This window comes from Xanthobacter dioxanivorans, from assembly GCF_016807805.1.
GTDB lineage: Bacteria > Pseudomonadota > Alphaproteobacteria > Rhizobiales > Xanthobacteraceae > Xanthobacter > Xanthobacter dioxanivorans.
This window is the reverse complement of the sequence record NZ_CP063362.1, coordinates 5,092,185-5,109,851: the sequence shown is the minus strand read 5'-3', so window position 1 is coordinate 5,109,851 and position 17,667 is coordinate 5,092,185. Positions and strand designations below refer to the sequence as shown.

The 17,667-nt window shown below is 60.5% G+C and carries 17 protein-coding genes, 1 tRNA gene and 3 pseudogenes; 12 read left to right on the top strand and 9 right to left on the bottom strand.

Going from position 1 to position 17,667, the window contains the following annotated elements; translation table 11 throughout:
* Positions 1-104 precede the first annotated feature (104 nt).
* The 4 genes from EZH22_RS23770 to EZH22_RS23760 all read left to right on the top strand — a co-directional run bounded on the left by EZH22_RS23770 (position 105) and on the right by EZH22_RS23760 (position 2,219).
* Positions 105-530 (top strand): DoxX family protein, encoded by a 426-nt coding sequence (locus tag EZH22_RS23770; RefSeq protein WP_203192855.1) that lies wholly within the window; start codon positions 105-107, stop codon positions 528-530.
* 357 nt (positions 531-887) lie between these two features.
* Complete coding sequence (locus EZH22_RS32020; protein ID WP_231711120.1) at positions 888-1,448, top strand: hypothetical protein; 561 nt, start codon at positions 888-890, stop codon at positions 1,446-1,448.
* A 30-nt stretch (positions 1,449-1,478) separates the two neighbouring features.
* Positions 1,479-2,066 carry a site-specific integrase gene (locus tag EZH22_RS32015; RefSeq protein ID WP_231711119.1) on the top strand — a complete coding sequence of 196 codons (588 nt, stop codon included), beginning with the start codon at positions 1,479-1,481 and terminating at the stop codon, positions 2,064-2,066.
* A 68-nt stretch (positions 2,067-2,134) separates the two neighbouring features.
* Positions 2,135-2,219 (top strand) — tRNA-Leu (locus tag EZH22_RS23760).
* A gap of 356 nt (positions 2,220-2,575) precedes the next feature.
* Here EZH22_RS23760 and tnpC (EZH22_RS23755) read toward each other — a convergent pair.
* The 7 genes and pseudogenes from tnpC (EZH22_RS23755) to EZH22_RS23725 all read right to left on the bottom strand — a co-directional run.
* Positions 2,576-3,784: pseudogene (gene tnpC / locus EZH22_RS23755) on the bottom strand (IS66 family transposase); the annotation flags it as partial.
* A gap of 93 nt (positions 3,785-3,877) precedes the next feature.
* A complete protein-coding gene (gene tnpB, locus EZH22_RS23750; protein WP_203192854.1) occupies positions 3,878-4,234 on the bottom strand; it encodes an IS66 family insertion sequence element accessory protein TnpB in 357 nt (118 codons plus the stop codon).
* Positions 4,231-4,671: an IS66-like element accessory protein TnpA gene (gene tnpA / locus EZH22_RS32980; protein WP_203192853.1), complete on the bottom strand. Its 441-nt coding sequence runs from the start codon at positions 4,669-4,671 to the stop codon at positions 4,231-4,233. Before tnpA (EZH22_RS32980) ends, tnpB (EZH22_RS23750) begins: the two co-directional genes overlap by 4 nt.
* Positions 4,672-4,898: 227 nt before the next feature.
* Positions 4,899-5,165: a hypothetical protein gene (locus tag EZH22_RS32975; RefSeq protein WP_203192852.1), complete on the bottom strand. Its 267-nt coding sequence runs from the start codon at positions 5,163-5,165 to the stop codon at positions 4,899-4,901.
* Positions 5,166-5,202: 37 nt separating this feature from the next.
* Entirely contained in the window at positions 5,203-5,577 is a 375-nt protein-coding gene (locus tag EZH22_RS23735) for a VanZ family protein (protein ID WP_203192851.1), read from the bottom strand.
* A gap of 157 nt (positions 5,578-5,734) precedes the next feature.
* Positions 5,735-6,274, bottom strand: a pseudogene (locus EZH22_RS23730) (IS3 family transposase); the annotation flags it as partial.
* 290 nt (positions 6,275-6,564) lie between these two features.
* A complete protein-coding gene (locus EZH22_RS23725) occupies positions 6,565-7,389 on the bottom strand; it encodes an IS110 family RNA-guided transposase (protein WP_231711118.1) in 825 nt (274 codons plus the stop codon).
* Between EZH22_RS23725 and tnpA (EZH22_RS23720) the strand changes: the two genes are divergently transcribed.
* The 3 genes from tnpA (EZH22_RS23720) to tnpC (EZH22_RS23710) all read left to right on the top strand — a co-directional run bounded on the left by tnpA (EZH22_RS23720) (position 7,275) and on the right by tnpC (EZH22_RS23710) (position 9,728).
* Entirely contained in the window at positions 7,275-7,658 is a 384-nt protein-coding gene (gene tnpA, locus EZH22_RS23720; RefSeq protein WP_132036247.1) for an IS66-like element accessory protein TnpA, read from the top strand. The two genes, EZH22_RS23725 and tnpA (EZH22_RS23720), sit on opposite strands and share 115 nt — an antisense overlap.
* Positions 7,659-7,714: 56 nt before the next feature.
* Complete coding sequence (gene tnpB, locus EZH22_RS23715; protein WP_408647643.1) at positions 7,715-7,996, top strand: IS66 family insertion sequence element accessory protein TnpB; 282 nt, start codon at positions 7,715-7,717, stop codon at positions 7,994-7,996.
* A 76-nt stretch (positions 7,997-8,072) separates the two neighbouring features.
* Positions 8,073-9,728 (top strand): IS66 family transposase, encoded by a 1,656-nt coding sequence (tnpC, locus tag EZH22_RS23710; protein ID WP_203192850.1) that lies wholly within the window; start codon positions 8,073-8,075, stop codon positions 9,726-9,728.
* Positions 9,729-9,747: 19 nt separating this feature from the next.
* Here the strand turns inward: tnpC (EZH22_RS23710) and EZH22_RS23705 are convergent.
* Together EZH22_RS23705 and EZH22_RS23700 are read right to left on the bottom strand one after the other, a co-directional pair.
* Positions 9,748-10,122, bottom strand: a pseudogene (locus EZH22_RS23705) (IS110 family transposase); the annotation flags it as partial.
* Positions 10,123-10,203: 81 nt separating this feature from the next.
* Positions 10,204-11,367, bottom strand: a complete 1,164-nt coding sequence (locus tag EZH22_RS23700) for a glycosyltransferase (RefSeq protein WP_203192849.1) — start codon at positions 11,365-11,367, stop codon at positions 10,204-10,206.
* A gap of 560 nt (positions 11,368-11,927) precedes the next feature.
* On the opposite strand from EZH22_RS23700, the gene EZH22_RS23695 reads away from it, so the two are divergent.
* The 5 genes from EZH22_RS23695 (at position 11,928) to EZH22_RS23675 (ending at position 17,635) form a co-directional block, all read left to right on the top strand.
* Positions 11,928-12,761, top strand: a complete 834-nt coding sequence (locus tag EZH22_RS23695; protein WP_203192848.1) for an FkbM family methyltransferase — start codon at positions 11,928-11,930, stop codon at positions 12,759-12,761.
* Positions 12,762-12,890: 129 nt separating this feature from the next.
* Positions 12,891-13,990 (top strand): IS3 family transposase gene (locus EZH22_RS23690; protein WP_203192847.1). Its coding sequence is split into 2 segments (ribosomal slippage): positions 12,891-13,143 and positions 13,143-13,990, totalling 1,101 coding nucleotides; the frame shifts between segments, so codons are not numbered across the junction.
* 406 nt (positions 13,991-14,396) lie between these two features.
* Positions 14,397-15,419, top strand: coding sequence for a GDP-mannose 4,6-dehydratase (gene gmd / locus EZH22_RS23685; protein ID WP_203192846.1), 1,023 nt, complete (start codon positions 14,397-14,399; stop codon positions 15,417-15,419).
* 123 nt (positions 15,420-15,542) lie between these two features.
* Positions 15,543-16,706, top strand: a complete 1,164-nt coding sequence (locus EZH22_RS23680) for a glycosyltransferase family 4 protein (protein WP_333473621.1) — start codon at positions 15,543-15,545, stop codon at positions 16,704-16,706.
* The gene (locus EZH22_RS23675) at positions 16,703-17,635 is read left to right on the top strand and encodes an NAD-dependent epimerase/dehydratase family protein (protein WP_203192844.1); all 933 of its coding nucleotides are present in this window, start codon (positions 16,703-16,705) and stop codon (positions 17,633-17,635) included. The genes EZH22_RS23680 and EZH22_RS23675 overlap by 4 nt, the downstream gene beginning before the upstream one ends.
* The last annotated feature ends 32 nt before the right edge of the window (positions 17,636-17,667 follow it).

Below are 17,667 nucleotides of genomic sequence, written 5' to 3'. Positions count from 1 at the left end.
GAGGGTGACGGCGGATGTCCGTTGGCGCCGGCCCCCGACCTCCGGGCAATTGCGCCATGCGGCTTCGCCGTCGCACCCGTGCAATCCAGCTCAAAGGTGCCAACTTGATTCCTGCTTTTCTCGCCGCGCTCCTGGCGAGCCCCGCGTTCGGCGTTTTCGCGCGTCTCGTCCTGACCTTCATTTTCTGGGGCGCGGCCCTCGGCAAGATCGCCGATTACTCCGGCACGCTAGCTGAAATGTCCCATTTCGGGCTTGAGCCGGCAGCGCTGTTCGCCCCGGCTACCATCGCCCTGCTGCTCGTGGGCTCCGTCCTGATCATCGTGAACCGGGTGGCATGGCTGGGCTTCGGAATGCTGGCGGTCTTCACCGCGCTGACCATCCCCATCGCCCACCCCTTCTGGAAAATGGAAGGTCCGATGCAGATCTTCGAGTTCCACATGGTGGTGGAGCATATCAGCCTGATCGGGGCGCTGATGGTCGGGGCGATCCTGTGCCGCCGGCTGGAACTGGAGCGTAGCGCGCCGCGCTGATGCAGGCGGCTGCCGCCGCGTGTCGGCCTTGGCGGACGCGGCGGCGCTGCCATGCTGGTCCGCGCGGATGTCTCGGCCTGCGAAGATGTGGGTGGAGCCCGCATTCCCTTCAGGCATGGTTGTGAGGGCCACGCATGGCGTGCCAAGCTGACCCGCGCTCGGGTGCGGCGACATGCGCGTGCCCGGGGGCTGCGTGGGCGTGGCGAAACTGGTAGACGCAAGGGACTTAAAAGCTCTTCTTTCGGCTCCTTTGTCTGACTAAAATCGTTAAATTATAATGGCTTGACTTAATTCCCGCTTGGGGAATAGTGTTACACATGGCTTACACAAATTGCACATTCCCTGGCGGGTGGCGCTATGGCTGAGCAGCACGAGCTGATGGGCGGCAGGCTCTACGTCTACAAACGTGGGGACGGCCGCTATTGGCAGTGCTCGACCTTCCTAGGAGGCCGGAACCACCGCGTCAGCACCAAGGAAGAGAGCCTGGGGCGTGCGAAGGACTTTGCCGAGGATTGGTATCTGGAGCTGAAGGGCAAGCACCGGCGCGGAGAGGTCCGGAACGAGAAGACGTTCAAGCAGGCCGCTGACCAGTTCCTGCGGGAATATGAGATCATCACGGAAGGGCAGCGGAACCCGGACTACGTGAAAAGCCACGGGATCAAGTTGCGCGTGCACCTGCTGCCGTTCTTCGGCGAAAAGGGGCTCTCCGAGATCACGCCCGGCCTGGTTCAGGAACACCGTATCCACCGCCATACGACATCCAAGTCGGGCAAGCCGCCCTCGCGCAGCACGATGCACAAGGAGATCGTGACCCTGCGTCAGGTTCTGAAGACCGCGACGCGGCACGGATGGCTCCAGTATCTTCCCGACCTATCGCCGCCCTACAAGACCTCCGGCAAAATCGTCCATCGTGCCTGATTCTCCCCGCAGGAGTACCGGCAGCTCTATATGGCGACGCGCCGCAGGGCGCAGGAGCCCCTCAAGCAGCGCTGGAAATATGCCTGCGAACAGATGCACGACTATGTGTTGTTTATGGGCAACACCGGGTTGCGGCCCGACGAGGCCTCGCGGCTGGAATATCGGGACGTCAAGGTTGTGAAGGACCGGGATAGCGGCCAGACCATCCTGGAGATCGAGGTGCGCGGGAAACGCGGTGTGGGCTATTGTAAGAGCACGCCCGGGGCTCTCCGGCCGTTTCTCCGCTTGCGCACCCGTAACAAGCCCAAGCCGGAGGACCGGCTGTTCCCAGGTGGTACGCAGCACGAGTTGTTCAACAAGATCCTCAAGGAGGAGGGGCTCAAGTTCGATCGGGACGGCAACCGCCGGACAGCTTATAGCCTGCGGCACACCTACATCTGCATTCGGTTGATGGAAGGTGCCGACATCTATCAGATTGCGAAAAACTGCCGGACGAGCGTCGAGATGATCGAGCAGTACTATGCCTCGCATATCAAGACCACCCTCGATGCTTCTGCAATTAACGTTCGGAAATCAAAGCAGAGGCAGGAGGCAGCGAAGGTGTCTCGTGATGAGTAAAGGCTCAGGAATCCGGTATTGAAATTGATTGGCAAATTGCTTTCGACGGAGTAAGGGTTTTCAACAATGCGGACGTGGCGAAACTGGTATACGCAAGGCACTTAAAATGCCTCACCTTCGGGTATGCGGGTTCGATCCCCGCCGTCCGCACCAGCTTTTTCCATATCCTCTCTTAACCGGATGGCACCTTGGGAGGGTATGGCAGTTTTACCTTCCCATCTGCGAGGCTGAGCTTTTCTTCGACACTGAGGGGATCCGCTTCGTAAGCGTCGTCCTCCGGCCACGTCACTGAGGACGGGCTTGGCGGGATAGGCCCATGGCATGAGGTCGTCGATGCGGCTGTTGGGATGGCCGTTGACGATGCGGGTGATGGTCTCAGTGAGGTAGGCCTGGGGTTCAACGCCGTTCAGCTTGCAGGTCTCGACGAGCGAGGCGATGACGGCCCAGTGTTCGGCCCCGCCGTCGGAGCCGGCGAACAGGGCATTCTTCCGGGTCAGTGCCAGGGGGCGGATGGATCGCTCGACGATGTTGTTGTCGAACTCGATGCGCCCGTCATCGAGGAAGATGCCAAGTCCTGGCCAGCGCGAGAGCGCGTAGCGGATCGCCTCGGCGAGCTTGGTCTTCTGGCTGATCAGGGCGAGCTTTTGCCGTAACCACGGCTCCATGGCGTCGATGATCGGCTTGCTCCTTTGCTGCCGTGCGTCCCGGCGCTCCTCGGGGGGACGGCCACGGATATCAGCCTCGACGCGATAGAGCTCGGCGATGCGCAGCAGGGCTTCACTGGCAATCGGCGCAGGGCCGGTCTGGGCCAGCTCGTAGAAGCGCCGCCCAGAACGCCAGGCTGACCGCGTTGCGCCCGGCCAACGTCTTGTAGCCGCCATAGCCATCGACCTGCAGGATGCCCGTAAACCCCTCTTTGCGGTCGGGGCATAGACATAGGCGACGGCGGGCGGATCGGCTCCGCCCCAAGGCCGGTCATCGCGGGCATAGGCGAAGAGCTGGCCCGTCTTGGTCTGGCCTCGCCCGGGATCGAGCACCGGCGCCGTGGTCTCATCGGCGAACAGCTTGGGCGAAGCTTTCAGCACCGCCAGCATCCGCTCGTGCACGGGCCGCAGCAGGAAGGCCGTGCGCCCGACCCAGTCGGCCAGCGTCGAACGATCGAGCGTGACATCCTGACGGGCATAGATCTGGGCCTGACGGTACAGCGGCAGATGATCGGCGTATTTCGAGACCAGCACCTGGGCGACCGTCGCCTCGGTCGGGATACCACCCTCGATCAGCCGGGCCGGCGCGGGCGCCTGCACCGCGACGTCTTGGCAGGACCGGCAGGCGTATTTCGGCCGGCGCACCACCAGCACGCGGAACTGCGCTGGCACGATGTCGAGCCGTTCCGCCACATCCTCACCGATGCGATGAAGCCGACCGGAACAGCAGGGGCAGATATCGCTCTCGATATCGACCACCGTCTCGATCCGCGGCAGATGGGCGGGCAACGCGCCGCGGTTTGCACGACGCTTTGCGACCCGCTCGGCCCTCGTAGCCGGCGCGTTCTCCTCGCATGCCGCAAAACCTGCGGCCTCGACCTGCTCGGCCTCTTCCAGGGCGAGGAGAAGCTGGTCCTCGGGTAGCGTCTCGGCGCGACGGCCGAAGCGATGGCGCTGCAATTCCTTGATGATCTGGCGCAGCCGCTCGATCTCCGCTTCCCGGGCGATCAGCATCGCCTGGAGCGTCTCGGGATCACGGGGAAGCTCGGAGCGGAGCGAAGCCATGACACAGATTCAATCATATTTGCCAGTGGCTTGCGAGGGCTTTCAGCTCGCCGCGACCGGTATCGTTGTCCGTTGTGGCTCATGCACCCGGCGCCAGTCCAGCCCCTCGAACAAGGCTTCCAACTGCGCCGCCGTCAGCCGCAGCGCGCCGTCCTCGATCTTCGGCCAGCGGAACTCGCCATCCTCCAGGCGCTTGGCGACCAGCACCACGCCGGTGCCGTCCCAGAACACCAGCTTCACCCGATCAGGACGCTTGGCGCGGAACACATAGACCGTGCCCGAGAATGGATCGGCACCCATCGTCTCGCGCACCAGGGCGGCCAGGCCTTCGGCCCCCTTGCGGAAGTCGACGGGCTTTGTGGCCACCATGACCCGGACCGCGCCGGTCGGCCCGATCACGACCCGGCCTTCAACGCGCCGAGCACCGCCGCGATGGTCGCCGGTGAGGCCCCGTTCTCGATCGTCACGCGGGGGTCGGCGACCTCAATCTCGATGGCCGCGGCGCGACATTGCCGGCCACGCCTCTTTGGGCGCGGGGGTGCAGACGGGGGCTCGGATGCCGGAGCAGGTTCAGGCGCGACCACAGCCGGCACGAACGCCGGCAGCGTCTCCGCCGCCTTGCGTGCTTCGCGTCGCCAGGTGAACAGCTGCTGCGGCGTCAGACCGTGGCGGCGCGCCACGGCGCTCACCGTCACATCCGGCTCGAAACTCTCCGCCACGATCCGCGCCTTATCTTCGGCCGACCAATCCCGACGGCGCCCCGCGCCCGTGAACACCTCATACCGCCGAACCGGGTCGGCGACGCTGGATTTAAGCGTAAGCTCAGAAATCGTCATGTGTCCAAGCCCTCGGGGCTCAGAACATCAACGATCACGCCAGCGCGCGATAGGTGGGGCCAAGACGACGCTTACTCCGCTTCAATAGCCGCATTTGTCCTTCCGGCCACAGATCGCCTTCTCGTCACCTTCCATTGTTTTGGTAGTCGTCGAGGTAACCGTAGAACTCAGGCGATATTTCGTTGAGGGCAAGCAGTGTCCGAGACTCCTTCGGGCGAACGCAAATGCTATCCGCCCAACCTCTCGGCCGGCGTCTCCCGCAGGAAGCTTGCCGTCGCCATCAAGGCGCGTTGGCTGTGCGAAAAGTCCCAACAGCAGATGTAGGAGGATTGGGCCTCGATCATTTCGAGGGCCGCTCTTGGCGCTGCCTTCACCACCATGCCCTGACGAGCATGATCTATGCCTGCCTCCAGCATCAACGCCTCGCAGAGCAGAGCCATCCTCAACGCGATGACCTCGGTCTGACCGTGCACCTGTTCCCACTTCTGGGCCATCTGAAGACCCAACCTGATACAGCCAGTATACCAGACCTCACCACCCGAGCCTGACAATAACGGGCTGCACGATCGCCCTGGCGATCAAAATGCCAAACAACGCCCCGAGGCTGCTGGCGAGCCAGTTCTCGAAAAGAGGGCTGCGTCCGGGAATGAGAATCTGCACGAACTCGAATATGGCCGAGGCCGCGAAAAAAGGGAGCGCTAGCCAGATAGTGGGCGTGGAGCGGAACGTGAGCGCTGTGATGGCCCCGGTGCCAAAATAGGCCATGAGGTGCTCCATATCGCTAGAATAGCCGGTATGGGGCCGTTCGCTTCCGGGCACCAGTGAGAGCCCGGCTATCACAATCCATAGCGCTGCGGCGACTGTCAGCCAGACCGAAAAATCGCGGCGCACCATCTCCTTCGACACCTCCACCTCCGCTACCTCCGCATTTTGTTGCGGTGCAGGATAGGATACGTTCAGTGCATCTCCAAATCCAATCGAGCAACTGTCCCGTCCGGGGCGACTCTTTTCGCCACCGGTAGACCGAACCGCCCCGGCTTCACCGGAGGCCATTTGGTTTAAGTCATGCCGCCATGGTTGTCTCACCGAGCATGGCGTAGTAGCGTTCCTCGGTTTCGGCCGGCGGGATGTTTCCGATAGGCTCCAGCAGCCGGCGATGGTTGAACCAGTCAACCTAGGTTAGCGTGGCGAACTCGACGGCCTCGAAGGATCGCCAAGGCCCCCGACGATGGATGACCTCGGCCTTGTAGAGGCCATTGATCGTCTCGGCGAGTGCGTTGTCATAGCTGTCACCGACGCTGCTGACGGAGGGCTCGATGCCGGCCTTAGCCAGCCGTTCGGTGTAGCGAATGCTCACATGTTGCGAGCCGCGGTCGCGATGGTGCACCAGGCCGTCGCGATGAGCGGGCCGTCGCTCGTGAAGGGCCTGCTCCAGCGCATCCAGCACGAAGCTGGCATGCGCGGTCCTGCTCACCCGCCAGCCGACGATGCGGCGGGCATAGGCGTCGATCACAAAGGCGACGTAGACGAAGCCCGACCAAGTGCTGACATAGGTGAAATCGGACAGCCAAAGCTGGTTCGGCGCCGGCGCATGGAACACCCGTGTGTGGATGCCCCCGGTTTTGCAAGGGGATTCTTCTGACGGGCTTCAGCGGCTCGGTGCTTCTATCGGTCGTGTGTCAGGCCTCTGGTCGTGACCTGCGCCACGGGGCCGGTATGCAGTTCGAAGAACAGGGTCCACATCGGTTCAGAGAGCTTTGCGCTCGAGCCCCGGGACTGGTTTTCCCCGTCCTGAACATTGAAGTCCTTGCCGCATAGGTCGTCAGTCGATCTCCTTGCCGGGATCCGAGGACCCCGAGGCGATAGCTGTCCCCTCCTGAGGAAGGCAACGGCTCACGCCATCCTGTAATTTTCCTCCCTTGTCATGATCGCCCAGATGATCCTGGCCATCTTGTTCGCCAAGGCGACGGCGGCGACCATGCGAGGTTTGCGCCCTACAAGCTGTCCGAGCCAACTGTCCGGTAACACGCCCTTGCGGATGATCCATCGAATCCGGCTCATGGCGCCAATGATCAGCAGCTTGCGGATGTCGGTCTGTCCCATCTTGCTGACCCCGCCGAGCCGTGTCTTGCCACCGGTCGATCGTTGCTTCGGCACGAGCCCCAGCCAAGCCGCAAAGTTCCTGCCGCTCGAGAAGGCGCGCAGATCGGGGGCGAAGGCGAGGACAGCGCCAGCTGTCACAGGACCGACACCGGGGACCGTGCAGAGACGGCGCATCTCGGCATTTTCCTGGGTTGCATCCCTGAGCCGGCGATGCAGCTCTTCGATTTTGCGCGTGAGAACGTCGATCTGATCGAGGTAGAGCCGGACGATCTCCCTGACGGCGTCCGGCACCTCCGGCCCTGCTTCGTCGAGCAGTTCGATGATCTGCTTCAGGTGAGCGGGTCCCTGGGCGACGATCAGCCCGAACTCAGCCAGATGGCCACGCAGGGCATTGATCAGCTGGGTACGCTGGCGGACAAAACACTGGTGGGTCCGGAAGGCTGTACGCCTACGGTCTAAACCGCCTTTCGAACTGACCGGCGCGGTAAGAGACTGCGCGTATGGACGTCCATAAGCACAGTGCCTTCGAGCGTTTGGAGATCGTGGAGACGGGTCGTCGTCGCCGTTGGAGCGAAGACGAGAAGCTCCGGATCGTGATGGAGAGCCAGTCGGCACCGCGTCTGGTGTCGGCGACGGCGCGGCGTCACGGGATTTCGCGCTCCCAGTTGGGGACGTGGCTGCGCAGCTTTCGCACCGAGCAGCCTGCCACAAAGCCGGAGCCGGCCTTCGTTCCGGTTCTGATGGCCCCTGGGGCTATGTCCGACCCCTTTGCGGCCGCCGATGACACGGCGATCGTAGTGGACCTGCCGGGTGGCAGTCGGCTGCGGATTGCCGCCTCGACGCCGCCGGCGCTGGCGGCTGCGGTCCTGAGGGCGCTGCGATGATCCCGTCGCGGGCGCGGGTCTGGATCGCGATGGGTCACACCGACATGAGGCGGGGCATGCAGGGTCTGTCGCTCCTCGTCCAGGAGGGGTTGAAGCGCGATCCGAACGGTGGCGATCTCTTCGTCTTTCGGGGCCGCAGCGGATCGCTGGTGAAGATCCTCTGGCATGACGGGGTTGGGCTGTCGCTTTACGCCAAGAGGCTGGAGCGCGGACGCTTCGTCTGGCCCTCGGCCAAGGACGGCGTCGTGGCTCTGACCCACACGGATCTCGCCTGCCTGCTCGACGGGATCGACTGGAGGAACCCGCAGAGGACGTGGCGTCCGGAAGCGGTGGGATAGCGCACAAAAGTCTTTGCATTGCAGGGCTTGCGTGACAGAATCTGTCTGTCGCGAACGAAACTTTCGAGCGCTGTGCATGGCCGATCTGCCGGAAGACATCACCGCCCTGAAGGCCGCGCTGGCGGCATCGGAACGGCGTGCCGACTTGGCCGAGATCGAGCGGGACGAGGCTCTCGCGGATGCGGCCAATGCGAAGGCGAAGGCCTCCGGCATCGAAGCCCTCGTCGCCCATCTGACGCTGCGGATCGAGAAGCTGAAGCGCGAGCTCTACGGCACGCGCTCCGAGCGCACGGCCCGACTTCTCGATCAGTTGGAGATGCAGCTTGAGGACGCCGAGGCGGCTCTGAGCGAAGACGAACTCGCCGCAGAGCATGCCGCGGTGAAGACGACGACGGTGGCCTCCTTCGAGCGCCGTCGCCGCGGCGGCCGCAAGCCGTTCCCCGAGCATCTGCCGCGCGAGCGCGTCGTGGTACCCGGTCCCTCCGCATGCTCCTGCTGCGGCTCGGATCGCCTGCGCAAGCTTGGCGAGGACGTCACTGAGACGCTGGAGGCGATCCCCCGCCGGTGGAAGGTGATCCAGACGGTACGCGAGAAGTTCACCTGCCGGGACTGCGAACGGATCAGCCAGGCGCCGGCACCGTTCCACCCGACCCCGCGAGGGTTCCTCGGCCCCAACCTCCTGGCGATGATCCTGTTCGACAAGTTCGGACAACACCAGCCGCTGAACCGGCAGTCGGAGCGCTATGCCCGTGAGGGGATCGAGCTGTCGCTGTCGACGCTGGCCGACCAGGTAGGCGCCTGCGCTCATGTCCTTCAGCCGCTGCACGACCTCATTGCCGCCCACGTCCTCGCCGCCGAGCGCCTGCATGGCGACGATACGACGGTGCCGATCCTGGCCAAGGGGAAGACCGTGACGGGCCGGATCTGGACCTATGTGCGCGACGATCGTCCCTTCGACGGCCAGGGCCCGCCGGCGGCCCTATACTATGCCTCCCCGGACCGCACGGCCGAGCAACCCCAAGAGCATCTGGCGGGATGGACTGGCATTCTCCAGGCCGATGCCTACTCGGGCTATGGTCGCCTCTATGCTGAGGATCGAAGTCCCAGACCGCTCATCCAGGCGCTTTGCTGGAGCCATGCCAAACGGAAGTTCTTCGAGCTCGCCGACATCGCGAAGAATGCCCGGCGCGGAAAGAACGCGGCGTCGATCTCGCCGATGGCGCTGGAGGCGGTCAAGCGCATCGATGCACTGTTCGCAATCGAGCGCGAGGCGAACGGTCTGCATGCCGCCGAGCGTCTGGCGATCCGCCGCGAACGCTCCCTGCCGCTCCTCGCCGACTTCGAGAACTGGATGCGCACCGAACGGGCGCGCCTGTCGCGCCACGCCGACGTCGCCAAGGCGATGGACTACATGCTGACCAAGTGGGACGCCTTTGCCCGCTTCACGACCGACGGGCGCATCTGCCTGTCGAACAACGCTGCGGAGCGAGCCCTGCGCGGCATCGCCCTTGGCCGCCGCTCGTGGACCTTCGCCGGTTCGAAGCGCGGCGCCGATCGCTGTGCCTTCATGCTGACGATGATCGCCACCGCCAAGCTCAATGATGTCGATCCGCAGGCCTGGCTCGCCGACGTCCTCGCCCGCATTGCCGACATGCCCCAAAGCCGGCTGCCTGAACTCCTGCCATGGAATTGGGCCGCGGCACCCCATCAGGATCAAGCCGTAGCTGCCTGACTGCGGCCTACGCCGGATGCGTACGGAAGGCTACTGCACGAGCCTGATGCTCGGCACTCTTGACCGCGACGCAATGCATGTTCGGGCGCAGCGCAGCTTCGGCGATCGCGGCCGCGTCAGCGGCATCGTTCTTCTGCCGCTTCACAAAGGGCTTCACGTAGATCGGTGGAACCAGCCGCACGTCGTGTCCAAGGCCTTGAGCAAACCGGCCCCAATAGTGGCTCGTTGCGCAGGCTTCCATCGCCACGATGCAGGGCGGCTGCGCGCTCAACAGCTGGATCAGCTTCGTGCGGGACACCGTTCGGTTGAACAGAACCGCCCCGCCCCGATCCGTGCCGCAAACCTGGAAACTCCGCTTGGCCAGGTCGATCGCAAGGACATGAACATCTGGCATGTGCTCCTCCCCTGAAAGCGCCACCACGGCGCTGCCCGGACACAATACGTGCCCGCTGGAGGGGGCATCCACCCCATCAATTCAATGCTGCTCAGATCTTTGGTACTCTGCCCATGCTCTGTCAACTTCGGCGACGAATTGAGCACGATAACGCGCCGCCGAAAATCGCTCGGCATTCAACCGACAGGCCTCCGACGAAATTTTGTTGCTGTTCGATTCGAAAAGTCGCACTGCATCCGCCAGTGCTTGGGGGGTCTGTTCGTCGAAGAACACCCCTGTCGGTTCTGGGGCATCTAGCCCGCGCATGGAATCGAGCACGCCTCCTTTTCCGAATGCAATCACTGGTATTCCACAAGCCTGCGCTTCGACGGGCGCGATACCAAAGTCTTCCTCTGCCATGAATAGGAATGCCCGCGCACCTTGGATTTCATCGCGCATTGCATCCAGCGGCAAGTATCCTCGGATCTCCACATTAGGGCCCGCGGCCTTTCTGCAAAGGCCCATGTCGGGGCCATCACCGATAACTACAAGCCGCCGGTCAGGCAGGGCCCTGAATGCCTCGATGATCTTATGGATCATCTTGTAGGGGACCATTCGTGAGGCGGTGACGTAATAATCACCCCGCGTGCGGACCGGATCGACCGAAAAATATTCGATATTGACGGGAGGGTGGATTACCGCAGATCGACGCCTGTAAACCTTCCAGATGCGTCGCCCAATAAACTCAGAGATAGCAATAAAGCGATCGACACTATTGCACGTGCGACAGTCCCAGAGTCGGATGTAGTGCAAAAAAATCCGCACTAGCATGGATTTCATTCCGCGTGCAATGCCGGCCTCTTCCAGATAGCGATGCTGGAGTTCCCAAGCATAGCGAATCGGCGTGTAGCAATAGCAGACATGGAGCTGGTCGGGACCGGTGACAACGCCCTTAGCGAGGGCCCAAGAACTTGAGATCACGAGGTCGAATCCGCTCATGTCGAGCTGCTCGACCGCTAGCGGCATCAGCGGCAAGTAGGTGCGATAGTGTTTCTTTAGGAACGGCAAGCGCTGCATAAAAGTCGTCCGTGGCTGGCGCCCGCCAAGGAACGCCCGTTGACCCGCGGGTAGGACATCGAACAGCGCGAACACCACGGCATCAGGGTAGCAGAGTAGCATCTGCTCCAGACACCGTTCTGCACCGGTGTACGTCGCGAGCCAATCGTGGACGATTGCAATTTTCCGCGGGTGGTCCGGAAGCCGCATTCCCGTCTGTCCATCTGCATAGTAAGCACAAGACATCCAACACCCCATTTCGATAGCCCAGCCAATCCAGCTCATTCAATGGGTCTGGCGCCACCGTATCGTCATGCGGTAGCCCCGTGAGTACCGTTGGTCAACCCACTCGGGCGGTCCGCGATCATATCCTCCTTCAAAGGAAAAGGCCCGCCGTTGCCGATGGGCCAGTCGTTCAGGGAGGCGGGTATTCAGTCGCGATGGGGAAGCGTCGTCGACCCCCATAATCTGCGGCGAATGTGCCTTCTCGACCATAGCCGTTAGCCACTGTTTGCAGACAACGCTTAGCCAACTTAGCTGCAGCCAACTTAACCTGTGCAATGTTTCTCCCACCTGCGGCTGGGCCGAAAAGTTGTCAGAGGAGGGTCTCCACCAACGTACTTCCTCATCTGTCACGACCGCCATCTTTTCTCACCGCCGAAGCCGTGGCGCGCATAGCTGTGACGATGCTGCACTTGACGAACCGGATTTGCCTATATTATTCACTTGAGTGGGCGTCGCATCAGTAGCAATAGCTTGGTAGGATTGGCATGAATATCGTTCGCGCCGCTAGCCGCATCTTGATGAGATTTCCGAATCTTAATAAGGCATTAAGAGACACGCGCGAGCAAATGCATTTGAAGTCTCTGAAATGGGGGCGGGTTCCTGGTTACAATTTTAAGATTTTAGGTGGTGGCTGGCTGGTGGCGGGAGTACACGGCGAAGATATGCACGAGCTTAGAGAGCTGGAAATTGTCGGTAAATATTTAGGCACGGCAGATTATTTTATTGATATTGGTGCAAATTCAGGAATTTTCTCGTGCCTTTCCGCAAGTTATGGCATTAAATGCTTCGCATTTGAGCCAATGCCTGCAAATTTGAAGATTTTACTTACGAATATACGGGAAAATAATTTCAATCGTCTCGTTGAAGTGTTCCCGCTGGCGGTTTCTTCCGAGGTCGATATATTGCCAATCTTCAATCGGGGGCAAGGCGCGTCGCTGACCCGGGGATGGGGCGGGGGAGATACAACCGATTGTATTTTCGTCCCCACCAATACACTTGATGGCGTATTGTGGAGTCGGGTTCGTGAAAAAAATGTCGTTCTAAAAATAGATGTGGAGGGAGCCGAGTATTCCGTGCTCTCGGGCGCGTCTAATATTCTGTCCAGGAAGCCGCCCCTTTTGCTTGAGCTGTCGCTAATGCGAAATCATCCGAATGGTTTCAACCCCAATTTTGAAAGGGTGTTTCAATTGCTTTGGTCGTACGGGTATTCTGCCAGTATTGTTGATGAAAAGAGAACCCCGGTCTCTGAGGAGATGGTTAGTGAGTGGGTAAATAGTCGTGATATTGATATTGGAACCGAAAATTTCTTTTTTGAGTAGTTCGAACGCTTCGGTGCGACGGACTAATAATGGGTGTCGGTCGATGTGTGACGTGCTCCCCATTTTTTAGGCCAGTTTGAGCTGGAATTTTCCACTTATGATCCCCGGCTCGGGGACGAGGAGAGTTCCATGAAGGCATCGAAGTTCACGGAGGCACAGATCGCGTTCGTTCTGAAGCAGGCGGAAGACGGAACACCGGTGGCGGAGGTGTGCCGGAAGGCCGGGGTATCGGACGCGACGTTCTACAACTGGCGCAAGAAATATGCGGGGCTGATGCCTTCGGAGATGCGGCGTCTGCGCCAGTTGGAAGACGAGAACGCCAAGCTGAAGCGGATCGTGGCGGACCTGTCGCTGGACAAGGCGATGTTGCAGGACGTGCTGTCAAAAAAGCTCTGAGGCCTGCGCGCAAGCGCGAGCTTGTGGACAGGCTGCGCGAAGACTGGAAGGTGTCGGCCAGGCGCGCCTGTGCCACCCTGGCGGTCGATCGTGCGCTCTATGCCTACAAGTCGAAGCGGGGCACGCAGGCCGAGCTGAACCAGCGGATCAAGGAGATCTGCGAGACACGCGTGCGGTATGGCTATCGCCGCGTGCACATCCTGTTGCGGCGGGAGGGGTGGGCGGTCAATGCGAAGCGGATCTATCGCCTTTACAAGGGCTTGGGCCTTCAGTTGCGGAACAAGGTGCCGAAGCGCCGCGTGAAGGCAAAGCTGCGTGACGACCGGCGTGCGGCGACGCGGAGCAACGAGACCTGGGCCATGGATTTTGTCCACGACCAGCTCGCCACGGGCCGCAAGATCCGGGTTCTGACCATCGTCGACACCTTCACGCGGTTCTCGCCGGCGGTGGATCCGCGGTTCAGCTATCGGGGCGAGGATGTCGTGCTGACGCTGGAGCGGATTTGCCGGAGCACCGGCTATCCGCAGAGCATCCGGGTGGATCAGGGATCGGAGTTCGTCAGTCGGGATCTCGACCTATGGGCCTATCAGAAGGGCGTGGTGCTCGACTTCTCGCGGCCCGGCAAGCCCACGGACAACGGCTTTATCGAGTCGTTCAACGGCAAGCTCCGGGCGGAATGCCTGAACACGCACTGGTTCATGAGCCTTGACGACGCGCGGGCGAAAATGGAGGCTTGGCGTAGAGACTATAACGAGGTTCGCCCGCACAGCGTGATCGGCAACAAGCCGCCGATCGCGCTCATGAATGGCTCTCTGGCATCCCCGCAGGAATGAGCCCTAACCCCGGAATTTTCCAGGTCCGGTTGGCCTAGAAACGGGGAGCACGTCAGTTACTATAACCGCGCGAGGCCCCCCTCGGCCCTCGGTGGCAGAACGCGGAAGGAGGCGCACATGGTTTGCGACGGCACCTACATGGCGTCATATAAGATACCAGAACCAAGCTTTCCAACGCCGCCAAACTGACCGCAGGATGGGAGTGCGTCGGAAGCTAGCTTAACAAGGCCGCCAAAGAGGCTCCTCAAACTTTAGGCGGATCAGATTTATGCGTCCAAATCAAGGATTATGCTCTTAATTCGCTCAGAATTTTGCGAGTCTGTCACGCCTTGCAAGGCGGGCGATCGTGATGATAGACAGTCGAACGCTGCCGTTGTGAACGAGCATTCGCGGGTGAGGTTGTGGGATGAGAAAGAAAGCAATCGTCACGGGCGCCACGGGCCAGGATGGGGCTTATTTGTCCCGCTACTTGCTCTCGCTGGATTACGAGGTACATTGTGCTGTCCGGCGGACATCGGCCTTTCACCCTTGGCGTCTCCAAGAAGTCGGAATCGTAGACCGCGTAAAGTTTTTTGAACTTGATCTCGCCGAATTTTCGAATATTCATCGCTCGATCGATAAGATCAGGCCCCAGGAATTCTACAATCTTGCAGCGCAGAGCTTTGTTGGTACATCGTTCGAGCAGCCGATCTTTACGGGCGATATCGATGGGCTAGGCGTTGCCCGGATCCTTGAGTCAATTCGTCTCGTTGACCCGAGTATTCGCTTTTATCAGGCATCGACCTCGGAAATGTTTGGCAAGGTCCAGGCTATCCCGCAGACAGAGACGACCCCATTCTATCCGCGGAGCCCCTATGGCGTCGCCAAGCTCTATGGCCATTGGATGACGGTGAACTACCGCGAGAGCTACGGTATCCATGCGTCGTCAGGCATCCTTTTCAACCATGAGTCACCGCTCCGAGGACCTGAGTTTGTGACTCGTAAGATCACTATCGCGCTCGCCCGGATTAAGCTGGGCCTTCAGGATGTGCTGGAGCTTGGCAATCTCGATGCAAAGCGCGACTGGGGCTTTGCTGGCGACTATGTCGAGGGGATGCATGCCATGCTTCAGCAAGCAGATGCTGACGACTACGTGCTAGCTACCGGCGAGACACGTTCAGTGCGGGAATTCGTAGACGCCGCTGCCGCTGAGCTCGATCTGCCGATCGAATGGAGCGGCGAGGGGGCGCAGATGATTGGCCGAGACCGAGATACAGGAAAAACCCTCGTAAAGGTCGATCCCGCCTTCTTTCGGCCAGCGGAAGTAGATCTCTTGATCGGGAGTGCCGCCAAGGCCGAAACGAAGCTCGGCTGGCAACGCAAGCAAGATTTTGCAGGTTTGGTCGCCATGATGGCTCGAGCAGACTATGACCGCGCCAAAAGGGCGTGAGTCGCTGACCGGAAATGATTTGGTTCTGTGGTGAGCCGGCATGAATTATCTCTATGTGTGTCGGGGCTTGAAAACGATTCACGAGGGGATGAAGGCGCCTGAAAATTTGAAAGCATCCCGTCAATGCCGATCTCCACACCCGAATTGCGCTCGGGCTGCGCAAGCAACCGCCCATTACGTGTGCTTCTTGTATCGCCTGATTATCCACCGGCACTCGGTGGAATTCAGCGCCTGCTTCATAGGATCACATTAGCCATGCCACAGGCCGAGACCCGGGTGATTACACTTGATCATCCGGCGGCCATGGAGTTCGATTCCACACAAAGTCAGGAAATTATTCGCATCGGCATTGGTGTGACTCGTGCGTCTGTCCGTAATGCCCTTTTCAACGCGGCTGCCATAATCAGGGCTCCTCGATGGCAGCCGGATGTGATCCTGAATGGCCATGTCGTGACGGGTCCTGCCGCAACAGTGTTGGCTCGACGCTATCGTGCGAGGAACGTGCTTTACACCTTTGGTAAGGAGGTTGCCGGCCGACCAGAAATGACTGCATGGACCTTGCGGCGGTCCGACGCGGGGATCGCTGTGAGCGATTTCACTCGGAGCCTAGTCGTAGAGGCATTCGGTGGTCGTCCACTTCCATGTCCGGTGTCAGTGATTCATCCCGGGGTAGAGGTTCCTCCGGCTCCAGAAACTCATTCGACCGTCCGGCCGACAATTTTGACGACGGCTCGCCTGCGCGATTGGTACAAGGGGCATGATAGAATTCTTGAAGCCTTGCCGACCGTACTACAGTCTATCCCTGACGCGCAGTGGATCGTGATTGGGGATGGACCGATCAGGCCGGTTCTGGAAGAGCGCACCCGAAGGCTCAACCTTGGCGATAGTGTACGCTTTCTCGGCGCTGTAAGCGACGAAGAGCGTGATCGTTGGTTGGCCTCAGCCAATGTTTTCGCCATGCCTGCCCGCTACCCTAAAGGTGAAATTGGAGGAGAGGGCTTTCCGGTTGTTTATCTTGAAGCCGCAGCTTGGGCCCTGCCGGCCATTGCTGGCAATGTCGGAGGTCCGCGTGAAGCTGTTTTGAACGATCAGACAGGCCTTTTGGTCAATCCTGAAAGCAGCAACGAGATTGCTCACGCCCTAATCCGCCTGTTGTCCGACCCGACCTATGCTAGGCGGTTAGGCAAGCAGGCGCGATCACGTGTCGAAGACGGTTTTCGTTGGGAGCAGGTGGGAGCACAACTCGAAAATGTTCTCCGTGCGACGATCGGGGTCGATCGGCGATGACCAGAAACATCAGACACGCCGTGGTGATTGGATCGTCCGGATTTCTCGGTTCTTGGCTCGTTGACCGCTTGGTTCGTGAAGGCACTCAGGTGACCGGCATTTCCCGAAGAAAGGGGCCAGTGCTTGATTCCCTTGCGGAACCCAGCACGTGGACTTCAGCTGACATCGTCAATGCGCCACCCGATACCTACCTGCCAGAATGTGATACGGTCTTCTTCTTGGCCGGCATTGCGTCGGTGCCTGCCTCGCTCAAGGATCCGGTTGCGGACCTTGATGGTAATCTACGCTCCGCCCTGCGCATTCTTCAGACGCTTCGCGAACGTGACACTGGAACAAGCTTTATTTTTGCCTCTTCGGCCGCTGTTTACGGCTCCGCTCTCGTGTTGCCGATGGCAGAGTCCCACCCCCTGCAGCCTTTGTCACCCTACGGAGTGTCCAAGTTGGCGGCGGAAGCGTATGTGCGTCTATACGCGACGACCTTCGGTATTCCAGGTGCTTCCGCCCGGGTATTTTCTGTATACGGGCCAGGCCAGCACAAGCAGGTCGTCTATGACTGGGCACTCAAAGTAGCCACCAACACGCCTCAGCTGTCATTCTTTGGTGCACCTGAAGTGTCTCGAGACTTCATTTATGTTTCTGACGCTACCGCAGCATTTGCTCAAATCGCCAAAAACGCCCCTCTCAAAGGGGAGGCGTACAACGTCGCCTCAGGAACCGAAACAACGCTCGAAGGCTTAGCTCGAAATCTCCTGGCAATCAGCGGGGCCTCTGCCAGGTTTTCGTTCTCGGGAGACGTGCGTGTGGGGGATCCTGTTCGGTGGCAGAGCGATATCGCTGCACTTCAGCGATTAGGATTCCAGACTGAGGTCTCTTTGCTCGAAGGTCTGCGAAGGACTTATCTCTGGGCCACGGGTAAGTCTTTCATATAGCCGAGGCAAACGGCGTCTCGTCTTCTATTTTC